Below are 22,458 nucleotides of genomic sequence, written 5' to 3'. Positions count from 1 at the left end.
AGGTTGGGAGTCAGGGGTCGCAATGCCCCGGGCTCACAGCTTCTTCTTCATGTAGGCGAGGTAGTTGCCGCGCGCGTAGTTGTCGATGCGCGCGAACTCTTCGTAGCCCTGCTTCAGGTAGAAGCCTCGCGCCTGCCACTCGAAGGTCTCGAGCGCGGCATTCCCGGCGCCCAGCGCCTTGCCGCGCGCTTCCGCCTCCGCGAGCAGGCGGCGGCCCAGGCCGGTGCCCCGGGCTTCCTCCTCGACGAACAGCACGTCGATGCGCAGCCATTCGAGGAACACGAAGCCGCGCAGCCCGCCCATCAGGCGGCCCTGCGCATCCTTCGCGTTCAGCCACACGGGTTGTGTATCGGGGTACTCGCCGACGAAGCCGTAGTTGAACTCGCGCAACCGGCGGCCCAGGACGCCGGAGCGGACCTCCTCTTCGGAGGCGGTCGAAATCACGGTCTCGGTCATGCGTCGCCGTTCGCCAGCAAGGTCTCCTCGAACAACTTCAGCAACAGCCGCGCGAACACATCCATGTTCCACGGCCGGTCGGTCGCACCGGTCTCGATCGTGCGGCTGACCACGAGGCCGTCCGCGCCGGTCACGGCGATGCAGACATGCCCGGGCGCATCGCCGTACGGGCTGCCCGACGGCCCCGCCGCGCCGCTCTCGCAGATGCCCCACTTCGAACGATGGGCATCACGGATGCGGCCCGAGATGAAGCGCGCGTAGGGTTCGGTCTCGCCGCGCATGTCGCCCATGTCCTCGGGCGTGAGGCCGAGCAGGGCCTTGCCGGCGCGGCGCGAATAGATGACCGCGCCACCCAGGAAGTAGGCCGAGGCGCCCGGCAGCGCGAGCAGGGCGGCCGAGACCAGGCCGCCGGCTGACGATTCGGCCACCGCCACCGTCTGGCGCCGCTCGCGCAGCGTCGCCCCCACGCGGGCGGCGAGCACGGAAAGCGGTTCGAGGTCGGTGAGGTCGGGCGTGGACATGGAGGTCGAAAGAAGTAAGAAAGAAGAAATGACCGACCGTTCGATCGATCAAGGGAACGGGTGAACGGATGAACGAACTGTCAGGCGAGGCCCGCGCGCGAGCCCGGCCGCCGCACATACGACGGCGCGCGCTCGTGGCTCGAGGTGTGGCCGTACACCGTGTCGGCCGGGTAGTACTCGGCCTGCAGCTGCACCTTGGCCGCGGCTTCCTCGCCCGACACATGAGCGATGAAGGCGAGCATCAGGTCGGTGCCGGCCGACACGCCGGCCGAGGTCCAGACGTGGCCGTCCTGCACGAAGCGCTGCTCCACCACCTTCACGTCCCCGAGCGCGCGCAGGCGATCGAGCGACCCCCAGTGCGTGGTCGCGGTGCGGCCCGAGAGCAGGCCGGCCGCATGCAGCACGAAGGCACCGGTGCACACCGACAGCAGCGCCTTGCAGCCCGGCGCCTGCGCGGCCAGGAACTGCACCATGGCGGGGTTGTCGACCTCGCGCCGCGTGCCCATGCCGCCGGGCACGAGCACGAAATCGAGCGGCGGGCAGTCGGCAAACGAGACATGCGGGTTGATCGACAGCCCCTTGGCGCAGACGACCGGGCCATGCGTTTGCGCCACCACGAGGCAGTTGGCGGGGCCGCCGGCCAGCTTGCTCCACATGGTGAGCATTTCCCAGGGACCGACGAAATCGAGCTCCTCGACCTCGGGGAAGACGACGATTGCGAAATTCATGCGTGCGAACTCCTGGTGGGGTGGCCGGCAGGGGCCATGTCACGGGCGCGAAGCCGCAAGCATATAGAGTGCCGCCGAGGTGATGTCCGTGACAGCTGGTTGCAAGCTTGGCTCAGTGTTCTCCCTCAGAGTTGTGTGGCCTGAAAATGGCTAGAGTGAAGGCGGCCGTTCAGGCTTTTTGCTAGCTTCAATCAAGGAAATCTCATGAGCAAGAAAGTTGCATATGTCACCGGAGGCATGGGTGGCATCGGAACAGCCATCTGCCAGCGTCTGTACAAGGACGGGTTCACCGTGGTCGCAGGTTGCGGCCCCACGCGGGACTACGCCAAGTGGCTGGCCGAACAGAAAGCCGAAGGCTTCGAGTTCCACGCGTCGGTCGGCAATGTCGGCGACTGGCAATCCACCGTCGAGGCCTTCTCCGCCGCCAAGGCGGCCCACGGGGCGATTGACGTGCTCGTCAACAACGCCGGCATCACGCGGGACCGCATGTTCCTCAAGATGACGCCAGAGGACTGGAGCGCGGTGATCGAAACCAACCTCAACAGCATGTTCAACGTCACCAAGCAGGTGGTGGGCGACATGGTCGAAAAGGGCTGGGGCCGCATCATCAACATCAGCTCGGTCAACGGCGCCAAGGGCCAGGCCGGCCAGACCAACTACTCGGCGGCCAAGGCCGGCATGCACGGCTTCACGATGGCGCTGGCGCAGGAGCTGGCCAACAAGGGCGTCACCGTGAACACGGTGAGCCCGGGCTACATCGGCACCGACATGGTCAAGGCCATCCGCCAGGAAGTGCTCGACAAGATCGTGGCCACGATCCCGGTCAAGCGCCTGGGCGAGCCGAGCGAAATCGCTTCCATCATCGCGTGGCTCGCCACCGACGAAGGCGGCTACAGCACCGGGGCCGACTTCTCGGTCAACGGCGGCCTCCACATGCACTGAGCATGCGCGCCACGCCCTGAAAACAAAAACCCGCTTCGGCGGGTTTTTTCATTTGGGCCGGCACCACACCCACAGGACACACGACTTCAACCATCGAAAGCAACCCGGCACGAACCCTTTCTTCTGCGTTTTCCCTCATCTTTTCAGGAGGCAGTCATGGCACATACAACAAGCACAGTACCCAGGAAGCTCCCCCTTTACCGTTCTCTGTACGTGCAGGTGATCACCGCGGTGATCGTCGGCGTGCTGCTGGGGTACTTCTACCCCTCGCTCGGTGAGTCGATGAAGCCCTTGGGCGACGGCTTCATCAAGCTCATCAAGATGATCATTGCGCCGATCATCTTCTGCACGGTGGTGGTCGGCATCGCCGGCATGGAAGACATGAAGAAGGTCGGCAAGACCGGCGGGCTGGCGCTCTTGTACTTCGAGATCGTGAGCAGCATCGCGCTGGTGGTCGGCCTCGTGCTGGTGAACCTGCTCAAGCCCGGCGCGGGCATGAACATCGACGCGTCCACGCTCGACACCAAGGCCATCGCGGCCTACACCGGCCCCGGCAAGATGACCGGCACGGTCGACTTCCTGCTCAACGTGATTCCCTCCACCGTGGTCGATGCCTTCGCCAAGGGCGAGATCCTGCAGGTGCTGCTCATCGCGGTGCTGTTCGGCTTTGCGCTGCACCGCTTCGGCGGGCGCGGCACGCTGGTGTTCGACGTGATCGAGAAGGGCTCGCACGTGCTGTTCGTGATCGTCAACTACATCATGAAGCTCGCACCCATCGGCGCCTTCGGCGCGATGGCCTTCACCATCGGCAAGTACGGGCTGGGCAGCCTGCTGTCGCTGGGCAAGCTCATGGGCACCTTCTACCTGACCTGCCTGCTGTTCATCTTCGTGGTGCTGGGGCTCATTGCGCGCTTTCACGGCTTCAGCATCTGGAAGTTCATCAAGTACATCAAGGAAGAGCTGCTGATCGTGCTGGGCACCTCGTCCAGCGAGTCGGTGCTGCCGCGCATGATGGAGAAGATGGAGAACCTGGGCGCCCACAAGACCTGCGTGGGGCTGGTGATTCCCACGGGCTACTCGTTCAACCTCGACGGCACCTCGATCTACCTGACGATGGCGGCGGTGTTCATCGCGCAGGCCACCAACACGCCCATGACGCTCACGCAGGAGATCACGCTGCTGGCCGTGCTGCTGCTCACCTCGAAGGGGGCGGCCGGTGTCACGGGCAGCGGCTTCATCGTGCTGGCGGCCACGCTGTCGGCGGTGGGGCACGTGCCGGTGGCGGGGCTGGCGCTCATCCTGGGCATCGACCGCTTCATGTCGGAAGCCCGCGCGCTCACCAACCTGATCGGCAACGGCGTGGCCACCATCGTGGTCGCCAAGTGGACCAACGAACTGGACACCGAGCGGCTGCAGGCCGGGCTCAACAACGAGAGCTGGGTCGAGTCGCAGGAGCCCGAGGAGCTGGTGAACGCGCGCGAATCGAAGATGGCGCAGTAGCTGGAGCAGGGCGCCGGCCCGCGCGTTTCGGTGCGGTGCGGCGCGTTTCGGTGCGCTTCAGTGCACCAGGGCCACCGCGAGCAGCGGCTGCGCCCTGGCATCGAGCTCGCGTTCGTACAGCGGGGCGGCCTTGGCGTAGGCGCCCTGGGCGCGATGGGCCGCGGCCAGGTTCTGCCGGCTGACCAGTACGGCGTGTGCGTCGGGGCGCCGCTGCTTCTCGTGGATCGCCAGGGCGCGTTCGTACAGCGCAATGGCCTGGTCGAAGGCCTCGCGGCGGTAGTGCAGGCCGGCCAGCGCGCTCAGCGTGAACGCCACCCGCGGGCTGTCCGGCCCGGCGGTCTTTTCCTGGATGGCGAGCGCGGCCGTGTACGACTGCGCGGCCCGCGTCAGCTGCCCCTGCCGCTGGTGGACATGGGCCAGCAGCACGAGGCTGAGGGCCGCGTCGGCGGACTCAGCCCCGCCTGTGCGTTGCGCCGTCTGCAACACCTGCTGCGCCAGCTCGAGCGTGCCGACGTCGTAGCAGTTGGCGTTGATGCGTTGCACGAGTTCCTGGCGCAGCCTGCGCCACTCGGGGTTGCCGTCCTGCGCGTACAGCGCGCCGAACTGCGAGGCCGCCAGGACGACGCCGGCGGCAAGCCATGCCTTCGCGAATTTCATGGGGCCGAATCTAGTGCCCCGGCCTGAAAACCGAATACCTCGTTCATGGGAGTCCGCGCCCGCGGGGCAGGGCCCCGGGGCGCGGACGGCGCTGGCGCCCCGCCTCAGGCGAGATCGAAGCGGTCCAGGTTCATCACCTTGGTCCAGGCGGCCACGAAGTCGTCGATGAACTTCTGCTGGCTGTCGGAAGCGCCGTAGACCTCGGCGATGGCGCGCAGCTGCGCGTTGGAGCCGAACACCAGGTCGACGCGTGTGCCGGTCCACTTGAGGGTGCCGGTCTTGCGGTCGCGGCCTTCGTATTCCTCCTTGGCGTCCGACACCGCCTTCCACTCCGTGCCCATGTCGAGCAGGTTGACGAAGTAGTCGTTGCTCAGCGTGCCGGGCGTCTTCGTGAAGACGCCGTGGCGCGTCTGGCCGACGTTGGTGTCGAGCACCCGCAGGCCGCCGACCAGCACCGTCATCTCGGGCGCCGTGAGCGTGAGCAGCTGCGCCTTGTCGATCAGCAGCGCTTCGCCGGGCACGCTGTAGCGGCCCTTCAGGTAGTTGCGGAAGCCGTCGGCCGCGGGCTCCAGCGGCTCGAACGAAGGCACGTCGGTCTGTTCCTGCGAGGCGTCGGCGCGGCCCGGCGAGAAGGGCACCTTCACTTCACGCCCGCCATTGCGCGCGGCCTGTTCCACGCCCGCGCCGCCGGCCAGCACGATCAGGTCGGCCAGCGAGATCTTCTTGCCACCGGTCTGTGTCGCGTTGAACTCGCTTTGGATGCTTTCGAGCACCTTCAGCACCTGGGCCAACTGCGCGGGCTGGTTGACGGCCCAGTCCTTCTGGGGCGCCAGCCGCACGCGGGCGCCGTTGGCACCGCCGCGCATGTCGGAGCCGCGGAAGGTGGAGGCCGAGGCCCACGCCGTCGACACCAGCTGCGCGGGCGTGAGGCCCGAGGCCAGCACCTTCTTCGTCAGCACTGCGACGTCGCTGGCGTCGACCAGCGGGTGGTCGACGGCCGGGATCGGGTCTTGCCAGATCAGCTCTTCGGCCGGCACCTCGGGCCCGAGGTAGCGGGCGCGCGGGCCCATGTCGCGGTGCGTGAGCTTGAACCAGGCGCGCGCGAAGGCGTCGGCGAGCTGGTCGGGGTTGGCCAGGAAGCGGCGCGAAATTTTTTCGTAGGCCGGGTCCAGGCGCAGCGACAGGTCGGTGGTGAGCATGGTCGGCGCGTGGCGCTTGGAGCCGTCGTGCGCGTCGGGGATGGTGCCGGCACCGGCGCCGCCCTTGGCCACCCACTGGTGCGCGCCGGCGGGGCTCTTGGTCAGCTCCCATTCGTAGCCGAACAGGTTCTCGAAGAAGTTGTTGCTCCACTTCGTGGGCGTGGTGGTCCAGGTCACTTCGAGGCCGCTGGTGATGGTGTCGCCGCCCTTGCCGGTGCCGAAGCTGTTCTTCCAGCCGAAGCCCTGGTCTTCGAGGCCGGCGGCCTCGGGTTCCTTGCCGACGTTCGAGGCCGGCCCCGCGCCGTGGGTCTTGCCGAAGGTGTGGCCGCCGGCGATGAGCGCCACGGTTTCCTCGTCGTTCATGGCCATGCGGGCGAAGGTGTCGCGGATGTCGTGGGCCGCGGCGATCGGGTCGGGGTTGCCGTCCGGGCCTTCGGGGTTCACGTAGATCAGGCCCATCTGCACGGCGCCCAGCGGGTTCTCGAGGTTGCGGCTGTGCGGCACCTTGCTGTCGTCGTCCTTCACGAGCACACCGCGGTCTTTCTCGACGCCGGGCGAGCCCTGTGCGTAGCGCACGTCACCGCCCAGCCAGGTCTTCTCGCGGCCCCAGTACACGTCCTGGTCGGGCTCCCACACGTCGGGGCGGCCACCGCCGAAGCCGAAGGTCTTGAAGCCCATGGTCTCGAGCGCGACGTTGCCGGTGAGGATCAACAGGTCGGCCCAGGAGATCTTCTGGCCGTACTTCTGCTTGATCGGCCACAGCAGGCGGCGCGCCTTGTCCAGGCTCACGTTGTCGGGCCAGCTGTTGAGCGGCGCGAAGCGCTGCTGCCCGCGGCCCGCGCCGCCACGGCCGTCGCCGATGCGGTAGGTGCCGGCGCTGTGCCAGGCCATGCGGATGAAGAGCGGGCCGTAGTGGCCGAAGTCGGCGGGCCACCAGTCCTGCGAGTCGGTCATCAGCGCGGCGAGGTCTTTCTTCACCGCGGCGAGGTCCAGGCTCTGGAAGGCCTTGGCGTAGTCGAAACCGGCGCCCAGGGGATCGGATTTGGAGGAGTGCTGGTGCAGCAGGTCCAGGCGCAGCTGCTCGGGCCACCAGTCGCGGTTCGTGGTGCCGGCGCCGGTGGCCTGGCTGAACGGGCACTTCGCTTCGGTTTTCTCGTTGCTCATGGGGAGGCTCCTGTTGTTGGGGGGACGGGGGGACCGCTCAAATTCTGGATGAGAAAGGTGTCGATGCGAATAGAAGTGCTTTATGCCTACGATAGTTCGCGTCGCTTCCGTAGGGGTGTAGACGCAGGCCCGTAGAAGCCTGCGGGCTTCAAAGGTTGGGGGCCGTTCCTGCAAAATGGACCGATGCCCCACAGCGTCTCCCTCATCAATACGATTGCCGCCGGCCTGGGGTTGGCGCTGGTGTTCGGCTTTCTCGCGGCGCGGCTGCGATTGCCGGCGCTGGTGGGGTACCTCCTGGCGGGCGTGATCATCGGCCCGTTCACGCCGGGCTTCGTGGCCGACGCAGGCATTGCCGCACAACTGGCCGAGATCGGCGTGATGCTGCTGATGTTCGGCGTGGGCCTGCATTTTTCGCTGGCCGACCTGCTCGCGGTGCGCAAGATCGCGCTGCCCGGCGCCATCGCGCAGATCGCGGTCGCCACGCTGCTCGGCGGCGGCCTCGCCATGTGGTGGGGCTGGAGCTGGGGCACGGCGCTGGTGTTCGGGCTGGCGCTGTCGGTGGCGAGCACGGTGGTGCTGCTGCGCGCGCTCGAGAGCCTGGGCATCCTCGATTCTTTTACCGGGCGCATCGCGGTGGGCTGGCTGGTGGTCGAAGACCTCGCGATGGTGCTGGTGCTCGTGCTGCTGCCGCCGCTGGCGGGCGCGCTGGGCAGCACCAAGGTCGACACCAGCGGCGACCCCGTCTGGCAGACGCTGGGCCTCACCTTGCTGCAGGTCGGCGGCTTCGTGGTGCTGATGCTGGTGGTGGGGCGGCGCGTGTTCCCGTGGATTCTCTGGCAGGTCACGCGCACCGGCTCGCGCGAGCTGTTCACGCTGTGCGTGGTGGCGGCGGCCGTGAGCATCGCCTTCGCCTCGGCGGCGCTGTTCGGCGTGTCGTTCGCGCTGGGCGCCTTCTTCGCCGGCATGGTGATGCGCGAGTCGCAGTTCAGCCACCGCGCGGCGCAGGAGTCGCTGCCGCTGCGCGATGCGTTCGCCGTGCTGTTCTTCGTGTCGGTCGGCATGCTGTTCGACCCGTCGGTGCTGCTGGAGCGCCCGCTGCAGGTGCTGGCCGTGGTGCTGGTGATCGTGCTGGGCAAGTCGCTCGCGGCCTGTGCGCTGGTGCTGGTGTTCCGCTACCCGCTGGCCACCGCGCTCACGGTGAGCGCGAGCCTGGCGCAGATCGGCGAGTTCTCGTTCATCCTGGCCGGGCTGGGCGTGTCGCTCGGCCTGCTGCCGGTGGAAGGGCAGAGCCTGGTGCTGGCGGGCGCGCTGATCTCCATCGCCACCAACCCGCTGTGGTTCAGCCTCATCGCGCCGCTGCAGAAATGGCTGCACGCGCATTCGAAGTTCGCACGCGAACTCGACGCGCGCAGCGACCCGCTGGCCGAGCTGCCCATGACCACCGAGGCCAAGTACCTGTCGCGCCAGGTGGTGCTGGTCGGCTACGGCCGGGTGGGCCGGCGCATCGCCGCCGAGCTCGAGACGAACGACATCCCCTACGTGGTGGCCGAGCAGAACCGCGAGCTGGTCGAGAAGCTGCGCGAGGCCGGCATCCCGGCCGTGTGGGGCGACGCGGCCGACCCGGCGGTGCTGATCCAGGCGCACGTGGCGCGCGCCCGTGTGCTCGTGGTGGCCACGCCCGACGCCATGAACGTGCGCCAGATGATCGAAACCGCGCGCACGCTGAACCCCACCATCCAGACCGTGGTGCGCAGCCACAACGAGCAGGAAGCCCGCCTGCTGGCCGCCGAAACCGACGCGAAGGTGTTCCTGGGCGAACAGGAACTCGCCCAGGCCATGGCCCGCGATGTGGTGCAGCGCGCCGCCGCGATGGCGGTGCCGGCTTGACGATTCAAAGGTCCTCGATCACCAGCGTGCGATAACGCTCGGCGATCGAGTAGGGCACGGTACGCACCAGTTCCATCACGCGCTCGGTGATGGCGCCGTCCTTGGTGCGGATCAGCAGGCCCGTGTGGCCTTCGTGGGCCAGCTGGATGAAGGCGCGCACCGTGTCGCCGTCGGTGCCGGCGGAGGGCAGGGGGCTGTGCGAGGCATGCACGGTCGGCGCGATTTCCGCCAGGACGGTTTCGGCCGGTATCAGGTAGACCTCGTCGCCGCTCACGATGCCTTTCGCGATCAGCCCGTGGCCGATGCGGCTGGCGTCTTCGACGCTCGGAAACATCACCAGGGAGTAACCGGTCGGGTAGAACGCGCCACCGAAGGCGGCGCGCATGTTGGGTTCAAGCGTGAAATGTTTCATGCTGACTCCTTGTTCTGATGCAACTCCCCACCCCTAACATTAGGCCGCGCGGCGTCCATGCACTGTAGGAGAACCCCTAGTACTGACGCTGACAACCGCGCCAGCCCCCGGCCCGTTCAAAGGCGGGTTCATTCCCTGTTTCATTTCTGACCGTCATGCCTTCGCCGAGAGACATCGCACTCACCGTCCACGAACTGGAAGAAGGGGAGTTCTACTGGGTGCTGATGGAGGCCGTGGACGGCTCGCCCGGCGACTCCACCCATGTGTACGTGCCGCTCGAAGCCGCCCACGAGCCCTACGCCACGTATTCGAATGCGCTGGTGGCCGGCGTGGCGGTGCTGCGGCGGCTGTTCGGGCCCGACGGCAAGCCCGCCTGACGGGGCCCGCAGGGGCGCCGCCGCAGGGCGCTCCCTATAATCCCGGCGGTTGGAAACATTGGTTCACACCGGTGTCGTCCAACACCCCACGGTTCGAAGGTGCCCTGCACGACCAGTCACAGGATTGGCGGCGGGGTTAAACGGGAAGCAGGTGCGAGGCGTCGTTTTTTCGAACGACCCTTCCATTCCTGCGCTGCCCCCGCAACGGTCAGCGGACATCGACACCCTCAGGCCCCGGCGATCTTTCGCTGGGGCAGCCACTGCGCTTCGGCGTGGGAAGGCGAGGGCTTCGGCGCCGAGGTGCATGCATTGCATCCCGACGCACTCCGCGAGCCCGGATACCGGCCTTCGCAACCGCCTTCGGATGCTGCGGGAGTGCGTGTCCGGGCCTGCCGCTTTTCCCTCGCGCGAAACGGCACCGCCCCTCGTCTCTTCTCCCTCGGCGTCCGCGATCGGTCAGGAGCCTGCGGGGACGCGGGCCACAGGAGAAGTCGGATGAATCGCATTGCATCGCCACCGCGCGATCGCTCGGGCCCACCCCTGCAGCGGGCGCGCCTTTCGGGTCTTTCAGGTCTTTCGCTGGGGCTCGGCCTCGCATGCGGGCCCGCCCTGGCCCAATCGGGCGACACAACCGGTCGCCCCAGCCTCACGCCCGTGCAGGTCGAAGCCAGCCGCCACACGCCGCTGGCCCTGGACGAACCCACGCAGACCGGCAGCCGCCTGGGCCTCACGCCGCTCGAAACGCCGGCCAGCATCGAGGTGCTCACTGGCGACACCATCCGCGCGCGCGGCGACGTGTCGGTGGTCGAGGCCGCGAGCCGCGCCACCGGCATCACGGGCTCGCCCGCGCCGGGCAACGGCGGTTCGTCGCTGTCGGCGCGCGGCTTCAACGGCCACGGCTCGGTGATGCAGCTGTACGACGGCACGCGCCTGTATGTGGGCGCGGGCACCGTCACCTTCCCGTTCGAAACCTGGTCGACCGACCGCATCGAGGTGCTGCGCGGCGCCGCCTCGGTGATGTTCGGTGAAGGCGCCATCGGCGGCGCGATCAACGTGGTGCCCAAGAAGCCCACGCGCGGCCCGATTCGCAACGAGGCGCTCGTGACCGTCGGCTCCGACGCCACGCGCCAGGTCGCCTTCGGCAGCGGCGGGGCGATCAACGACATGCTCTCGTACCGCTTCGACATCAGCCACCGCAAGACCGACGGCTTCATGCAGCGCGGCGAGGCCGAGAGCCTGGCGGTGGGCGGTGCGGTGCGGCTCGATGTGTCGCCGCGGCTGCAGTTCACGCTCTCGCACGACGAGGGCCGCCAGACGCCGCAGCGCTACTTCGGCGTGCCGCTCGTCAACGGCCGCCTGAGCAGCCTGAACCGCGAACAGAACTACAACCTCGACGACGCCGAGGTCAAGTACCGCGACCGCTGGACCCGCCTCGATGCGCAGTGGACGCCCAACGACGCCGTCACCGTGCGCAACCAGCTCTATCGCCTGGACAGCAAGCGCCATTGGCGCGACAGCGAAACCTACACCTACAGCGCCACCACGAACCGCGTGACGCGCGGCGACTACCTGGAGATCGGCCACGACCAGGAACAGATCGGCAACCGCACCGACGCCACCTTCAAGCACGCGCTGTTCGGCCTGAAGAACCAGGTGCTGGTGGGCTTCGACGCCAACCGCATCGACTTCCTGAATTCGAGCGACACGCCCTATGGCGGGCGCTCGGTGGTCGACGCCTTCGTCTTCAACCCCGGCTATTACGTCTCGCCCACGCCCTACCTGCCGCGCTACAAGACCAAGACCAGCACCTACGCCTTCTTCGCCGAAGACAAGCTGGCCTTCAACGAGCAATGGTCGGTGGTCGGCAGCCTGCGCTGGGACCACGCGAAGATCGTGCGCACCGACCCGCAGAACCGCGCCCCGCGCCTGGACAAGACTTTCGAGTACGCCACCGGCCGCCTGGGCGTGGTCTACGCGCCCGACGCCGCACAGTCGTTCTATGCGCAGGTGGCGCGCGCGGCCGATCCGCTCACCGGGCTCATCAGCACGTCCGCCACGCAGGTGCCGTTCGAGCTCAGCGTGGGCAAGCAGGTCGAGGTGGGCTACAAGCGCCAGCTGGCCGAGGGCCGCGGCGCCTGGAGCGTGGCCGCCTACCGCATCGAGAAGACCAAGCTGCTGTCGCGCGACGCGAACGACCCGACAGTCGTGCAGCAGATCGGCAAGCAGTCGTCCGAAGGCATCGAGGCCACGCTCGACCTGGCGCTGACCTCCACGCTGCGCCTCGAAGCCAACGCCGCGCGGCTGCGCGCGCGCTATGACGACTTCAACGAGGCGGTCGGCAAGTCGCTGGTCTCGCGCGCGGGCAACACGCCCGCCGGCGTGCCCGAGGTGGCGGCCAACCTGTGGCTGCACTGGCGCTTCCTGCCGCAGTGGGAGGCCGAGCTCGGCGTGCGCCACGTCGGCGCGCGGCAGGTCGATGCGGCCAACACGCGGCAGATCGGTTCGTACACCGTGGCCGACGCGGGCGTGAGCTGGCAGGCGAACCCGTCGCTCAAGCTCGCGCTGCGCGCCTACAACCTGGCCGACCGCAGGTACCCGGTCTCGTTCTCGAACGGCGGCAACCAGTGGCTGCTGGGCCGTCCGCGTTCGTTCGAGATGTCGGCGTTCGTGACCTTCTGAGCATGGCCGCATGAGCACCGCATGGCAACGTACATGGCCTCCGCTGCGGCGGGCGCTGTACTGGACGCACCGATGGCTGGGCATCGGCGGCTGCCTGCTGTTCGTCATGTGGTTCGTCTCGGGCGTGGTCATGATGTACGTGGGGTACCCGAACCTCACGGACGAAGAGCGGCTCGCGGGGCTCGCCCCGCTGCGCTTCGACCAGGCGGTGGTCGCGCCGGCTGCCGCGCTCGATGCCTTGCCGCCAGCGGTGCGTGCGCAGCCGCCCCGGCGCATGGCGCTGGAGATGCAGGCCGGTACCGACGCGCAGCCCGTGTGGCGCATCGTCGATGCGCGCGGCGGGCGGCATGCCGTGTCCGCGCGCGACGGCCATGTGCTCGGCCCGGTCGATGCCGCGCGGGCCGAGGCCATCGCCCGCGACTTCTCCGCACAGCCCGGCGCACGATGGGCCGAGACGCTGGAGCGCGACCAGTGGACCGTGCCGCAAGGCCTGAACCCGCTGCGCCCGCTGCACCGCATCGAAGTCGGCGACGCGGCGGGCACAGAGCTGTACGTGTCCTCGCGCACCGGCGAGGTGGTGCGCGACACCACGCGCACCGAGCGCTTCTGGAACTGGCTGGGCGCCGTGCCGCACTGGATCTACTTCACGCCGCTGCGCGCCGACCCGCCGCTGTGGCACGACGTGGTCGTGTGGCTGTCGGCCGCCTGCATCGTCTCGGCCGTGACGGGCATCGTCATCGGCATCCTGCGCATCCGGCTGCGGCGGCGCTTTCGCAGCGGCGCGGTCACGCCGTACACCGGCTGGATGGCCTGGCACCACATCGCCGGGCTCATCGGTGGCTTCTTCGTGCTGACCTGGATCGTGAGCGGCTGGCTCTCGATGAACCCCAACGGCTGGCTCCAGCGCGCGCCCGCCGATGCGGCCGCGATGGCGCGCTACACGGGCGCCGGCGCATCGCCGTTCCCCTGGCCACCGGCCGTGCTGCCGGCAGGCGAGGGCGCTGCCGCACCGCGTGAGGCGCTGCTGATGTGGTTCGACGGGAAGCCGCTGCTGCAACTGCGTGATGCGCAGGCCCGCGTGCAGGTTGTCGATGCCACGACCGGTGCACTGGCTGCCATCGCCCGCGAGGACATCGTGCGCGTCGCCGCCCGGCTGCGCCCCGGCGCAACGATCACGCAGGCTACGCTGCAGACGCAGGAAGACTTCCACTGGTACGGCCACCACCGCACGCGCGTGCTGCCCGTGTGGCGGCTCGAGTTCGACGACGCCGCGCGCAGCTGGCTCTACATCGACCCGACGAGCGGCCAGGTGGCCGGCAGCAACGACCGCAACGCGCGGCTGCGCCGCTGGCTCTTCAATGCCGCGCACAGCCTCGACTTTCCCTGGCTCATCCAGTACCGGCCGGCCTGGGACCTGGTGATGTGGTTCCTGTCGGTCATCGGCGTCGTCGCTTCGGCGAGCGGCGTGGTGATCGGCTGGCGGCGGCTGCGGCGCAAGCCAGGGCCTTCGCCTGTTCAACGGGGGCTGCAAGGCTCCCGGGTTTCATGACGGGGACTTGCGCAAGCCAGTCCATCCCCCAACAATCAACTTTCGCACTGCGGTGCATTTCAGGAGGTGCGCATGCACATCGAACCCGGACTCGTCGACGGATCCAAGATCTTCCTCAGCTATGCCACGGGGGCGGCTGCACTGGCTTACACAGGCAAGGTCGCCTTCGACACCTTGCGCAAGGACGGCCCCATCGGCCTGCTGCTGCGCTCGGTCTTCACCGTGATGCTCGTGTTCTGCTTCTTCGAGGTGTTTCCGCACCATCCCGTGGGCGTGTCCGAGGTGCACCTGATTTTGGGCACCACGCTGATGCTGCTCTTCGGGCTCGCGCCCGCGGCCATCGGCCTGGCCGGCGGCTTGCTCATCCAGAGCCTGTTCTTCGCACCGCCCGACCTGCCGCAGTACGGCATGAACGTCACCACCCTGCTCGTGCCGCTGTTCGCGACCACCGCGCTGGCGCGCCGCATCATTCCCGCGAACATGGCCTATGTGGACATCAGCTACCAGCAGGCCTTCAAGCTGTCGGTGGCCTACCAGGGCGGCATCGTGGTGTGGGTGGGCTTCTGGGCGCTCTACGGTCGCGGCACCGGTCTCGAGAACCTCAGCCAGATCGCCAGCTTCGGCGCGGCCTACATGACGGTCGTGCTGGTCGAGCCGCTGGTTGACCTGGGCGTGCTGGCCGCGGCCAAGGCCTGGCGCCGCCTGCAGGGCACGGCCCTGGTCGAGCGCCGCCTGTACAGCGCCGTCTGATTCGCGCCGGCTGCCCCTCTTGAAGAGGGCGTGCCGCTCGCCGGCGCGTGCGCCACGCACGCGCCGCGCGCCCGATTCCCCGTGCGCCTTGCGCGCCTGAAAGCATTCACTCCATGACACAAAGCAACGCCAAGATCCCCGTCACCATCGTCACGGGCTTCCTCGGCAGCGGCAAGACCACGCTGCTGCGCCACATCCTCGGCAATGCCGAGGGCCGCCGCATCGGGGTGGTGGTCAACGAGTTCGGCGAACTCGGCATCGACGGCGACATCCTGCGCGGTTGCGGCATCGGCTGCGACGACGAAGGCAACGAGCGCGAAGGCGCGCTGTACGAACTGGCCAACGGCTGCGTCTGCTGCACCGTGCAGGAAGAGTTCCTGCCCGTGATGCTGCAGCTGGCCGAGCGGCGCGACCAGATCGACGCCGTGCTCATCGAGACCTCGGGCCTGGCGCTGCCCAAGCCGCTGGTGCAGGCCTTCCAGTGGCCCGACATCGCGAACATCTTCACCGTCGATTCGGTGGTCACCGTGGTCGACGGCCCCGCCGCCGCCTCGGGCCAGTTCGCGGCGAACCCCGCGCAGGTCGACGTGCAGCGCCGCGCCGACCCCAACCTGGACCACGAGTCGCCGCTGCACGAGCTGTTCGAAGACCAGCTCTCGGCCGCCGACCTCGTGGTGCTCAACAAGACCGACCTCATGGACGCCGCCGCGCGCGCGCAGGTCGAGGCCCTGGTGCGCGAAGAGCTGCCGCCCGAGGTGAAGATCGTCGGCGCCACCGAAGGCAAGCTGCCGCTCGCGCTGCTGCTGGGCCAGGGCCGCGCCGCCGAAAGCACCATCCACCTGCGCGAGAGCCACCACGACCACGAGGAGGACCACGACCACGACGAGTTCGATTCGCTCGTGATCGAGCTGCCGCCCGTGGACCGGGACCGTCTCATCGCTGTGCTGAGCGGGCTGGTCGAGCGGCACACCATCTACCGCGTGAAGGGCTTCGTCGCCGTGCCGCACAAGCCGATGCGCCTGCTGGTGCAGGGCGTGGGCCGCCGCTTCGACCACCACTTCGACCGCCGCTGGCGCGACGGCGAGGCGCAGCGCACGCGGCTCGTGTTCATCGGCGAAGACCTGGACGAAGGCGCGCTGCGCAAGGCACTGGAAGGCGTGGCGGCCGTTCCCGCCTGACCGCATGCACCTGCTGAGCACCCAGCCCGGCCGCTTCGTCGAAGACGACCCGAGCGTCGTCACCCGGCTCGACCAGACGCCGGGCGACATCGTGGTGCTCAGCTCGGCCGACACCACGCTCGCGCTGCTCGCCGCCGCGCGCACGGCGCTGGCGGCCACCGACCCCGGCTATCCGTCGCTGCGGCTGGCCAACCTCATGCACCTGCGCCAGCCCGCGTCGCTCGACCTGTACGTCGACGAGGTGCTGCGGCATGCGCGCGTGGTGGTGGTCGATCACCTGGGGGCCGAATCGGCCTGGGCCTACGGGCTTCAGCAGCTCGAAAAGCTGGCGAAGCGCCAGGGCCAGCAACTCGCGATGTTCTCGGGCGACCTGCAGGAAGACGAAGACCTGCTCGCGCGCGGCACCGTGGCGCGCGGCGTGAGCCGGCAGCTGTGGCAGTACCTGCGCTCGGGCGGCGCGGGCAACGCGGCGCAGTTCCTGCGCGCGGTGGCCTTCCATGGACTGGGCCATGGCGAGGCGCCGTTGCCGCCGCGCAGCCTGCCGCAGGTGGCGCTGCATGTGCCGGGCGGCGTAGACGCGACGCACACGGTCGCGGGCATCGACGACCTGCGCGCCGGCTGGCATGCGGATGCACCCGTGGTCGCGCTGGTGTTCTACCGCTCGCACCTGCTGTCGGGCAACACCGAAGCCTTCGATGCGCTGGCTGCCGCGCTGCATGCCGAGGGACTGAACCCGCTGCCCGTGGCGCTCGATTCGCTCAAAGACCCGCTGTGCCTGTCCGCACTGCGCGCGCTGTGCAGCGAACACGACGTGCAGATCGTGCTCAACACCACCGCCTTCGCCGCGCTGGGGCAGGGCGCTTCGGACGAAAGCGGTGAGCCTCTGGCACTCGCGGGCGACGCCCCTGTGCTGCAGGTGATCGTGAGCGGCGGCAACCGTGAGGACTGGCTTGCTGACAACCAGGGCCTGCGCCCGCGCGACATCGCGATGCAGATCGCGCTGCCCGAAATGGATGGGCGCATCGTCACGCGCGCCGTGAGCTTCAAGGGCCTGTCGCACCGCTGCGAACTCACGCAGACCGAGGTGGTCGGCTACCGCCCCGAGCCCGACCGCATCGCCTTCGTGGCCGAGCTCGCGCGCCGCTGGTGCAGCCTGCGCCGCCTGCGCGCCGACGAGAAGCGCGTCGCGCTGATTCTGGCGAACTACCCCGGCAGCGAAGGCCGCATCGGCAGCGGCGTGGGGCTGGACACGCCGGCTTCGGTGATGGCCATCCTGCGCACGATGCAGGCCGAGGGCTACACGCTCGACACGCTGCCCGCGGACGGCGACGCGCTGATGCGCACGCTGCAAGAAGGCATCGCCAACGATTCCGCGCAGTGGGCCGCGCGGCCCGCGTGGCAGAGCTACGCGCTCGCCGACTACCGCGCGCGCCTGGCGGCGCTGCCCGAGGGCATGGCCGCCGCCATCGACGCGCAATGGGGCCCGCCCGAGCACGACCCGATGCTGCGCCAGGGCCGCTTCATGATCGCCGGGCTGCGGCTGGGCCGCGTGTTCGTCGGCATCCAGCCCGCGCGCGCGCTGGGACCGTTGGGCCTGGCCGACTATGCGAGTTATCACGACGCCGAGCTGGTGCCGCCGCACAGCTACCTCGCGTTCTATTTCTGGCTGCGCGATGTGTTCGCCATCGACGCGGTCGTCCACGTCGGCAAGCACGGCAACCTCGAATGGCTGCCGGGCAAGAGCCTCGCACTGTCGGCCACCTGCTGGCCCGACGCCATCCTCGGGCCGCTGCCCAACGTGTATCCCTTCATCGTCAACGACCCCGGCGAGGGCGCGCAGGCCAAGCGCCGCACGCAGGCCGTGATCGTCGACCACCTGATGCCGCCGCTCACGCGCGCCGAGAACCACGGCCCGCTGCAGGACCTGGAGCGCCAGGTCGACGAGTACTACGACGCGCTGCTGGTCGACGCGCGCCGCGCCAAGGTGCTGCGCGCCCAGATCCTCGCGACCGTGCGCGCGCAGCACCTGGTCGAAGAACTGGGGATGCCGGGCGCGGAAGACGATGCCGTGCTGGCGCGCGTCGATGCGTACCTGTGCGAGCTGAAAGAAACCCAGATCCGCGATGGCCTGCATGTGTTCGGCGAGTCGCCGCGCGCCCGGCTGCGGCGCGACACGCTGCTCGCGCTCGCGCGCTACCCGGCCGGCGACGGCGCGGGCGAGAACGCCGGGCTGCTCGGCGCGCTCGCGGCCGACCTGCTGCCCGGCGACGCCTTCGACCCGCTCGACATCGACGCGGCGAAACCCTGGCAGGGCGCGCGGCCCGCGCTGCTGGCGGCCGTGAGCGACGAGGCCTGGCGCCACCAGGGCGACACGCGCGAGCGGCTGGAGCTGCTGGCGCAGCAACTGCTCGAAGCGGACGCCTGCCCGGCCGGACTGCCGCGCACCGCTGCCGTGATGGGCCGCATCGCGCACCGTCTCGCGCCCGCGCTCGATGCGTGTGGCGGGGAAGAACTGCGTCAGTTGTCGCGTGCACTGCAGGGCCGCTTCGTGCCGCCGGGCCCGAGCGGATCGCCCTCGCGCGGCCGGCCCGACGTGCTGCCAACCGGGCGCAACTTCTACGCGGTCGACACGCGCGCCATCCCCACGCCCACGGCCTGGATGCTCGGGCTCAAGTCCGCCGCTCAGCTGGTCGAACGCCACCTGCAGGAACACGGCGACTACCCCGTGGCGCTGGGCCTGTCGGTCTGGGGCACGGCCACCATGCGCACCGGCGGCGACGACCTGGCGCAGGCCTTCGCGCTCATCGGCGTGCGGCCCAAGTGGGCGCCGGGCAGCCAGCGCGTGGTCGATTTCGAAGTGCTGCCAACGGTCGGCATCGGCCGTCCGCGCATCGATGTCACGCTGCGCATCTCGGGCTTCTTCCGCGATGCCTTTCCCAATGCCGTGCAGATGTTCGACGCCGCCGTGCAGGCCGTGGCCGCGCAGGAGGACGAAGACGCCGAGCGCAACCCGATCCGCGCGCGCATCCTGCGCGAGGCCACGGCGCTCGAAGCGCAGGGCCTGGCGCCCGGCGAGGCGCGCACGCAGGCCGGCTGGCGCGTCTTCGGTTCCGCGCCCGGCAGCTACGGCTCGGGCCTGCAGCCGCTGTTCGACCATGGCGACTGGCAGACAGACGACGACCTGTCGAAGGCCTACGTCGGCGGCAGCGCCCATGCCTACGGCCAGGGCAGCGACGGCGTGCCCGCCAGCGATGCGCTGGTGCGCCGGCTGCGCGCCATGAACGTCGTGCTGCAGAACCAGGACAGCCGCGAGCACGACCTGCTCGACTCCAACGACTACTACCAGTTTCAGGGCGGCATGGCCGCCGCCGTGCGCCACCTGAGCGGGCAGCAGCCCGCGATGTACCACGGCGACCACGGCAACCCGCAGGCCCCGCGCGTGCGCACGCTGAAGGAAGAAATCAGCCGCGTGATCCGTTCGCGCGTGGTCAACCCCAAGTGGATCGATGGCGTGAAGCGCCACGGCTACAAGGGCGCCTTCGAGATGGCCGCCACGGTCGACTACCTGTTCGGCTTCGACGCCACCGCGCGCGTGGTGGGCGACCACCAGTACGCGATGGTGGCCGACGCCTACGTGCTCGACGAGGCCACCCGCGCGTTCGTGAACGCGCACAATCCGCGCGCGCTGCAGGACATGCTCAACCGCCTGCTCGAAGCCATGCAGCGCGGCCTCTGGCAGTCGCCCGGCGACTACAAGGACCAATTGGAAAACCTGCTGCTCGACCACGAGCAGCAGATGGAAGGAAGCCCCCGATGACCACAGCCGCCCCGATGCCGGTGCCGTTCCCCTTTGCCGCGATCGCCGGCCAGCCGCAGCTGCGCCAGGCGCTCTTGCTGGCCGCCGTCGATCCCGCGCTGGGCGGCGTGCTCATCGAAGGCCCGCGCGGCACCGCCAAGACCACGGCCGCGCGCGCACTCGCCGAGCTGCTGCCCGGCGCGCCCTTCGTCACGCTGCCGCTGGGCGCGAGCCTCGAAAGCCTCGTGGGCACGCTCGACCTCGGGCAGGCGCTGGCCGGCCACGAACTGAAGTTTGCGCCCGGCCTGCTGGCGCGCGCGCACGGCGGCGTGCTGTACGTCGACGAGATCAACCTGCTGCCCGACGCGCTGATCGACTCGCTGCTCGACGCGGCGGCCAGCGGCGTCAACGTGGTGGAGCGCGACGGCATCTCGCACCGGCATGCCGCGCGCTTCGTGCTCGTGGGCACCATGAACCCGGAAGAGGGCACGCTGCGCCCGCAACTGCTCGACCGCTTCGGCCTGTGCGTGCGGCTGCGCAACCTGCAGGACGCGACCGAGCGCCAGGCCATCGTGCGTGCGCGGCTGGCCTTCGATGCCGATCCGCAAGGCTTTCGCGCGGCGCATGCGAAGGAGGAGGCCGAACTCGCGGCGGCGCTGGTGCGTGCGCGCGCGCGCGTGGCGGACGCGGCGGCCTTGCCGTATGGCGATGCGGTGCACGAAGCCGTCGGCGCGCTGTGCATCGCGGCCGGCGTGGACGGCCTGCGCGCCGACCTCGTGATGCTGCGCTCGGCGCGTGCACTCGCGGCGTGGGAGGGCGCGGCATCGATCACCGACGACCACGTGCAGCGCGTCGCCGAGGCGGTGCTGCTGCACCGGCGCCACCCGGCGGCTGATGCGGCGGTGGCGCCTCCCATGGCATCACCCGCACCGCACCGCAATCCGGGCGATGCACCTGCACGTCATGCCGGCGACGGCGACTGGGGCGCGATGCCGCCCGAGTCCGTCGGCATCGAGCGCGTGAAGCCGCTGCGCCCGCTGATCTCCGCGTCCCAGGCCGCCCCAAAAAAAGCCTGAGCCTCCGGGACGCCGCACCCGCTGGCGCACGCCAGGGTGACCGGAGGCAGGGCACGCAACGGGACGCCTGGCACGGCGCCGCCGCGCCCGGCACCGCGTTCGATTGGCCGCGCACGCTCGTCGCCCGCGGCGCGGACCGGCTGCAGGCCGCGCACCTGCGCCATCGCCCGCAGGAGGCGCGCAGCGGTGCGTTGCATTGCTTCCTGCTCGACTGCTCGGCTTCCATGCGGCACGACGGCCAGTTGGCGCGCGCCAAGGGCCAGCTGCTCGCGCTGATGCAGGAGGCCTACCAGCGGCGCGACCATGTGGCGCTGCTGTGCTTTGCCGGCGACGTGGTCGAGTTGCGCCTGCCGCCGCGCCGCGCCAGCGCCTGGAACGACGACTGGGTTGCGCCCATCGCGGCCGGTGGTGGCACGCCCTTGGCGTTGGGCGTGCTGCGCGCGCAGCAGCTGCTGGCAAAGCACGAGGCCCGCCAGCGCTGGCTCTGGCTGCTGACGGACGGCCGCAGCAACGAAAGCCCCGCGCGCCCCGCCGCGGCGGACGTCGCCTGCGTGATGGACTTCGAGCGCGCCCGCACGCCGCTGCACCGGGCGCGGCAGCTGGCCGCGCAGTGGGACGCGCGCTACCTCAGCGCCTGAATCACAGGATCGTGGGGCGCGCCTCGGCGCTCGTGGATCGACTTGGGACGAGAAGGGGCATCCGCCGCGTGGCGCACCGCTGCAGGTGGCGCCTTCGATACTGCGGCGCTCCCAACGAAACCCAGGAAACCCCATGTCCGTCACTCCCCGCCGCGTGGTGCGCGAAGGCGCGTTCAAGCACATCATTGCCGACGGCGTGCAGGTCGGCGACACGATCTATCTCTCGGGCCAGGTGAGCGTGGACGGCGAGGGCCGCACCCTCGGCGCCGGCGACATCGCGGCGCAGGTGCGTCAGGCCTACGTCAACGTGCGCAGCGTGCTCGCATCCTTCGGCGCCTCGATGGCCGACGTGGTGGACGAAACCCTGTTCGTCACCGACATCGACGGCTTCCTCGGCCAGGCCGACGCGCTCTTCGCCCTGCGCGCCGAGATGTTCGGCCGTGAGCCGCAGATCTCGCAGACGCTGGTGCAGGTGGCGCGGCTCGGCAGCCCCGACTGGCTGATCGAGATCAAGTGCATCGCCAGAACAGCTGCAGCCTGAAGGGCTGAAGGCCTGTTCCGCCAGGCAGTTCGGGTACCGTACGGCATGCGTCCGAAACCCCGTCTCCTGGCCCTTGCGTTGACCCTGGCCATGCCCGCCGCCTTTGCCCAAACCGAGGCGGCCGCGCAGCCGTTGAATGCCGAAGAGTGCAAGGCGCAGGAAGCCGTGCTGGAGCGCGACATGGCCCTGGCCCGTTCGCGCGGCCAGATGCTGCGCCGGCGCGAGCTGGCCGACACCTTGAGCGCGCTGCAGCAGCGCTGCCAGGCGCTGGCGCCGATGAGCCGCGAAGCGCGCATCGAGAAACTGGAACGCGAGATTCGCACGCTGCGCACCGAGCTCGAACGCGCGGAGGCGCAACTGCGCAGCGTGAAGAGCGAGTCGCCCTGAGCCTTGGCGGCTCGCCGTTAG

The 22,458-nt window shown here is 69.4% G+C and carries 19 protein-coding genes and 1 riboswitch; of the genes, 13 read left to right on the top strand and 6 right to left on the bottom strand.

Annotation, left to right across the window (positions count from 1 at the left end):
- Positions 1-33: 33 nt before the first annotated feature.
- The 3 genes from AC1RAD_RS12105 to AC1RAD_RS12095 all read right to left on the bottom strand — a co-directional run bounded on the left by AC1RAD_RS12105 (position 34) and on the right by AC1RAD_RS12095 (position 1,705).
- On the bottom strand, positions 34-456 hold the full coding sequence (locus AC1RAD_RS12105) for a GNAT family N-acetyltransferase (RefSeq protein WP_095947110.1): 423 nt from the start codon (positions 454-456) through the stop codon (positions 34-36).
- Positions 453-977, bottom strand: a complete 525-nt coding sequence (locus tag AC1RAD_RS12100) for a CinA family protein (RefSeq protein WP_062480868.1) — start codon at positions 975-977, stop codon at positions 453-455. The genes AC1RAD_RS12105 and AC1RAD_RS12100 overlap by 4 nt, the downstream gene beginning before the upstream one ends.
- An 80-nt stretch (positions 978-1,057) precedes the next feature.
- Positions 1,058-1,705 (bottom strand): DJ-1/PfpI family protein, encoded by a 648-nt coding sequence (locus AC1RAD_RS12095; protein ID WP_390343221.1) that lies wholly within the window; start codon positions 1,703-1,705, stop codon positions 1,058-1,060.
- Positions 1,706-1,909: 204 nt separating this feature from the next.
- On the opposite strand from AC1RAD_RS12095, the gene phbB reads away from it, so the two are divergent.
- Together phbB and AC1RAD_RS12085 are read left to right on the top strand one after the other, a co-directional pair.
- Entirely contained in the window at positions 1,910-2,647 is a 738-nt protein-coding gene (phbB, locus tag AC1RAD_RS12090; protein ID WP_062480872.1) for an acetoacetyl-CoA reductase, read from the top strand.
- Between the two features lie 156 nt (positions 2,648-2,803).
- Positions 2,804-4,147 carry a dicarboxylate/amino acid:cation symporter gene (locus AC1RAD_RS12085; RefSeq protein WP_062480874.1) on the top strand — a complete coding sequence of 448 codons (1,344 nt, stop codon included), beginning with the start codon at positions 2,804-2,806 and terminating at the stop codon, positions 4,145-4,147.
- Between the two features lie 57 nt (positions 4,148-4,204).
- Here AC1RAD_RS12085 and AC1RAD_RS12080 read toward each other — a convergent pair whose 3' ends face one another.
- On the bottom strand, positions 4,205-4,804 hold the full coding sequence (locus AC1RAD_RS12080; protein ID WP_492734976.1) for a tetratricopeptide repeat protein: 600 nt from the start codon (positions 4,802-4,804) through the stop codon (positions 4,205-4,207).
- A 104-nt stretch (positions 4,805-4,908) separates the two neighbouring features.
- Complete coding sequence (gene katG / locus AC1RAD_RS12075; RefSeq protein ID WP_492734974.1) at positions 4,909-7,167, bottom strand: catalase/peroxidase HPI; 2,259 nt, start codon at positions 7,165-7,167, stop codon at positions 4,909-4,911.
- 183 nt (positions 7,168-7,350) lie between these two features.
- On the opposite strand from katG, the gene AC1RAD_RS12070 reads away from it, so the two are divergent.
- A complete protein-coding gene (locus AC1RAD_RS12070) occupies positions 7,351-9,054 on the top strand; it encodes a cation:proton antiporter domain-containing protein (RefSeq protein ID WP_095745794.1) in 1,704 nt (567 codons plus the stop codon).
- 4 nt (positions 9,055-9,058) lie between these two features.
- Here AC1RAD_RS12070 and AC1RAD_RS12065 read toward each other — a convergent pair whose 3' ends face one another.
- Positions 9,059-9,466 (bottom strand): hypothetical protein, encoded by a 408-nt coding sequence (locus AC1RAD_RS12065; protein WP_062480884.1) that lies wholly within the window; start codon positions 9,464-9,466, stop codon positions 9,059-9,061.
- Positions 9,467-9,621: 155 nt separating this feature from the next.
- Here AC1RAD_RS12065 and AC1RAD_RS12060 point away from each other — a divergent pair, with 155 nt between their 5' ends.
- From AC1RAD_RS12060 to AC1RAD_RS12015, 10 genes are all read left to right on the top strand, one after another.
- Entirely contained in the window at positions 9,622-9,843 is a 222-nt protein-coding gene (locus AC1RAD_RS12060) for a hypothetical protein (protein ID WP_492734972.1), read from the top strand.
- Positions 9,844-9,924: 81 nt separating this feature from the next.
- Positions 9,925-10,207: riboswitch (cobalamin riboswitch) on the top strand.
- A gap of 290 nt (positions 10,208-10,497) precedes the next feature.
- Complete coding sequence (locus AC1RAD_RS12055) at positions 10,498-12,522, top strand: TonB-dependent receptor (protein ID WP_492734970.1); 2,025 nt, start codon at positions 10,498-10,500, stop codon at positions 12,520-12,522.
- Between the two features lie 10 nt (positions 12,523-12,532).
- Positions 12,533-14,071 (top strand): PepSY domain-containing protein, encoded by a 1,539-nt coding sequence (locus AC1RAD_RS12050; protein WP_492734968.1) that lies wholly within the window; start codon positions 12,533-12,535, stop codon positions 14,069-14,071.
- Positions 14,072-14,143: 72 nt separating this feature from the next.
- Positions 14,144-14,821 (top strand): energy-coupling factor ABC transporter permease, encoded by a 678-nt coding sequence (locus AC1RAD_RS12045; RefSeq protein ID WP_492734966.1) that lies wholly within the window; start codon positions 14,144-14,146, stop codon positions 14,819-14,821.
- 113 nt (positions 14,822-14,934) lie between these two features.
- Positions 14,935-15,999: a cobalamin biosynthesis protein CobW gene (gene cobW / locus AC1RAD_RS12040; protein WP_492734964.1), complete on the top strand. Its 1,065-nt coding sequence runs from the start codon at positions 14,935-14,937 to the stop codon at positions 15,997-15,999.
- A gap of 4 nt (positions 16,000-16,003) precedes the next feature.
- A complete protein-coding gene (cobN, locus tag AC1RAD_RS12035) occupies positions 16,004-19,816 on the top strand; it encodes a cobaltochelatase subunit CobN (protein ID WP_492734962.1) in 3,813 nt (1,270 codons plus the stop codon).
- Positions 19,813-20,871, top strand: coding sequence for a magnesium chelatase ATPase subunit I (locus AC1RAD_RS12030; protein ID WP_492734960.1), 1,059 nt, complete (start codon positions 19,813-19,815; stop codon positions 20,869-20,871). The genes cobN and AC1RAD_RS12030 overlap by 4 nt, the downstream gene beginning before the upstream one ends.
- A gap of 191 nt (positions 20,872-21,062) precedes the next feature.
- Positions 21,063-21,509, top strand: a complete 447-nt coding sequence (locus AC1RAD_RS12025) for a vWA domain-containing protein (RefSeq protein WP_492734958.1) — start codon at positions 21,063-21,065, stop codon at positions 21,507-21,509.
- Between the two features lie 133 nt (positions 21,510-21,642).
- A complete protein-coding gene (locus tag AC1RAD_RS12020; protein WP_492734956.1) occupies positions 21,643-22,050 on the top strand; it encodes a RidA family protein in 408 nt (135 codons plus the stop codon).
- Positions 22,051-22,140: 90 nt separating this feature from the next.
- Positions 22,141-22,437 (top strand): DUF1090 family protein, encoded by a 297-nt coding sequence (locus tag AC1RAD_RS12015; RefSeq protein WP_492734954.1) that lies wholly within the window; start codon positions 22,141-22,143, stop codon positions 22,435-22,437.
- Positions 22,438-22,458 lie beyond the last annotated feature (21 nt).

It is taken from the genome of Variovorax sp. GW823-FHT04B03 (assembly GCF_058796495.1).
The sequence above is the reverse complement of the archived record's forward strand: the minus strand, read 5'-3'. Positions and strand labels throughout refer to the sequence as shown.

Bases quoted from the DNA above. Each gene is read 5' to 3' on its own strand.
- AC1RAD_RS12105 (WP_095947110.1), bottom strand. From the start codon at position 456: ATGACCGAGACCGTGATTTCGACCGCCTCCGAAGAGGAGGTCCGCTCC.
- AC1RAD_RS12100 (WP_062480868.1), bottom strand. From the start codon at position 977: ATGTCCACGCCCGACCTCACCGACCTCGAACCGCTTTCCGTGCTCGCC.
- AC1RAD_RS12095 (WP_390343221.1), bottom strand. From the start codon at position 1,705: ATGAATTTCGCAATCGTCGTCTTCCCCGAGGTCGAGGAGCTCGATTTC.
- phbB (WP_062480872.1), top strand. From the start codon at position 1,910: ATGAGCAAGAAAGTTGCATATGTCACCGGAGGCATGGGTGGCATCGGA.
- AC1RAD_RS12085 (WP_062480874.1), top strand. From the start codon at position 2,804: ATGGCACATACAACAAGCACAGTACCCAGGAAGCTCCCCCTTTACCGT.
- AC1RAD_RS12080 (WP_492734976.1), bottom strand. From the start codon at position 4,804: ATGAAATTCGCGAAGGCATGGCTTGCCGCCGGCGTCGTCCTGGCGGCC.
- katG (WP_492734974.1), bottom strand. From the start codon at position 7,167: ATGAGCAACGAGAAAACCGAAGCGAAGTGCCCGTTCAGCCAGGCCACC.
- AC1RAD_RS12070 (WP_095745794.1), top strand. From the start codon at position 7,351: ATGCCCCACAGCGTCTCCCTCATCAATACGATTGCCGCCGGCCTGGGG.
- AC1RAD_RS12065 (WP_062480884.1), bottom strand. From the start codon at position 9,466: ATGAAACATTTCACGCTTGAACCCAACATGCGCGCCGCCTTCGGTGGC.
- AC1RAD_RS12060 (WP_492734972.1), top strand. From the start codon at position 9,622: ATGCCTTCGCCGAGAGACATCGCACTCACCGTCCACGAACTGGAAGAA.
- AC1RAD_RS12050 (WP_492734968.1), top strand. From the start codon at position 12,533: ATGAGCACCGCATGGCAACGTACATGGCCTCCGCTGCGGCGGGCGCTG.
- AC1RAD_RS12045 (WP_492734966.1), top strand. From the start codon at position 14,144: ATGCACATCGAACCCGGACTCGTCGACGGATCCAAGATCTTCCTCAGC.
- cobW (WP_492734964.1), top strand. From the start codon at position 14,935: ATGACACAAAGCAACGCCAAGATCCCCGTCACCATCGTCACGGGCTTC.
- cobN (WP_492734962.1), top strand. From the start codon at position 16,004: ATGCACCTGCTGAGCACCCAGCCCGGCCGCTTCGTCGAAGACGACCCG.
- AC1RAD_RS12030 (WP_492734960.1), top strand. From the start codon at position 19,813: ATGACCACAGCCGCCCCGATGCCGGTGCCGTTCCCCTTTGCCGCGATC.
- AC1RAD_RS12020 (WP_492734956.1), top strand. From the start codon at position 21,643: ATGTCCGTCACTCCCCGCCGCGTGGTGCGCGAAGGCGCGTTCAAGCAC.
- AC1RAD_RS12015 (WP_492734954.1), top strand. From the start codon at position 22,141: ATGCCCGCCGCCTTTGCCCAAACCGAGGCGGCCGCGCAGCCGTTGAAT.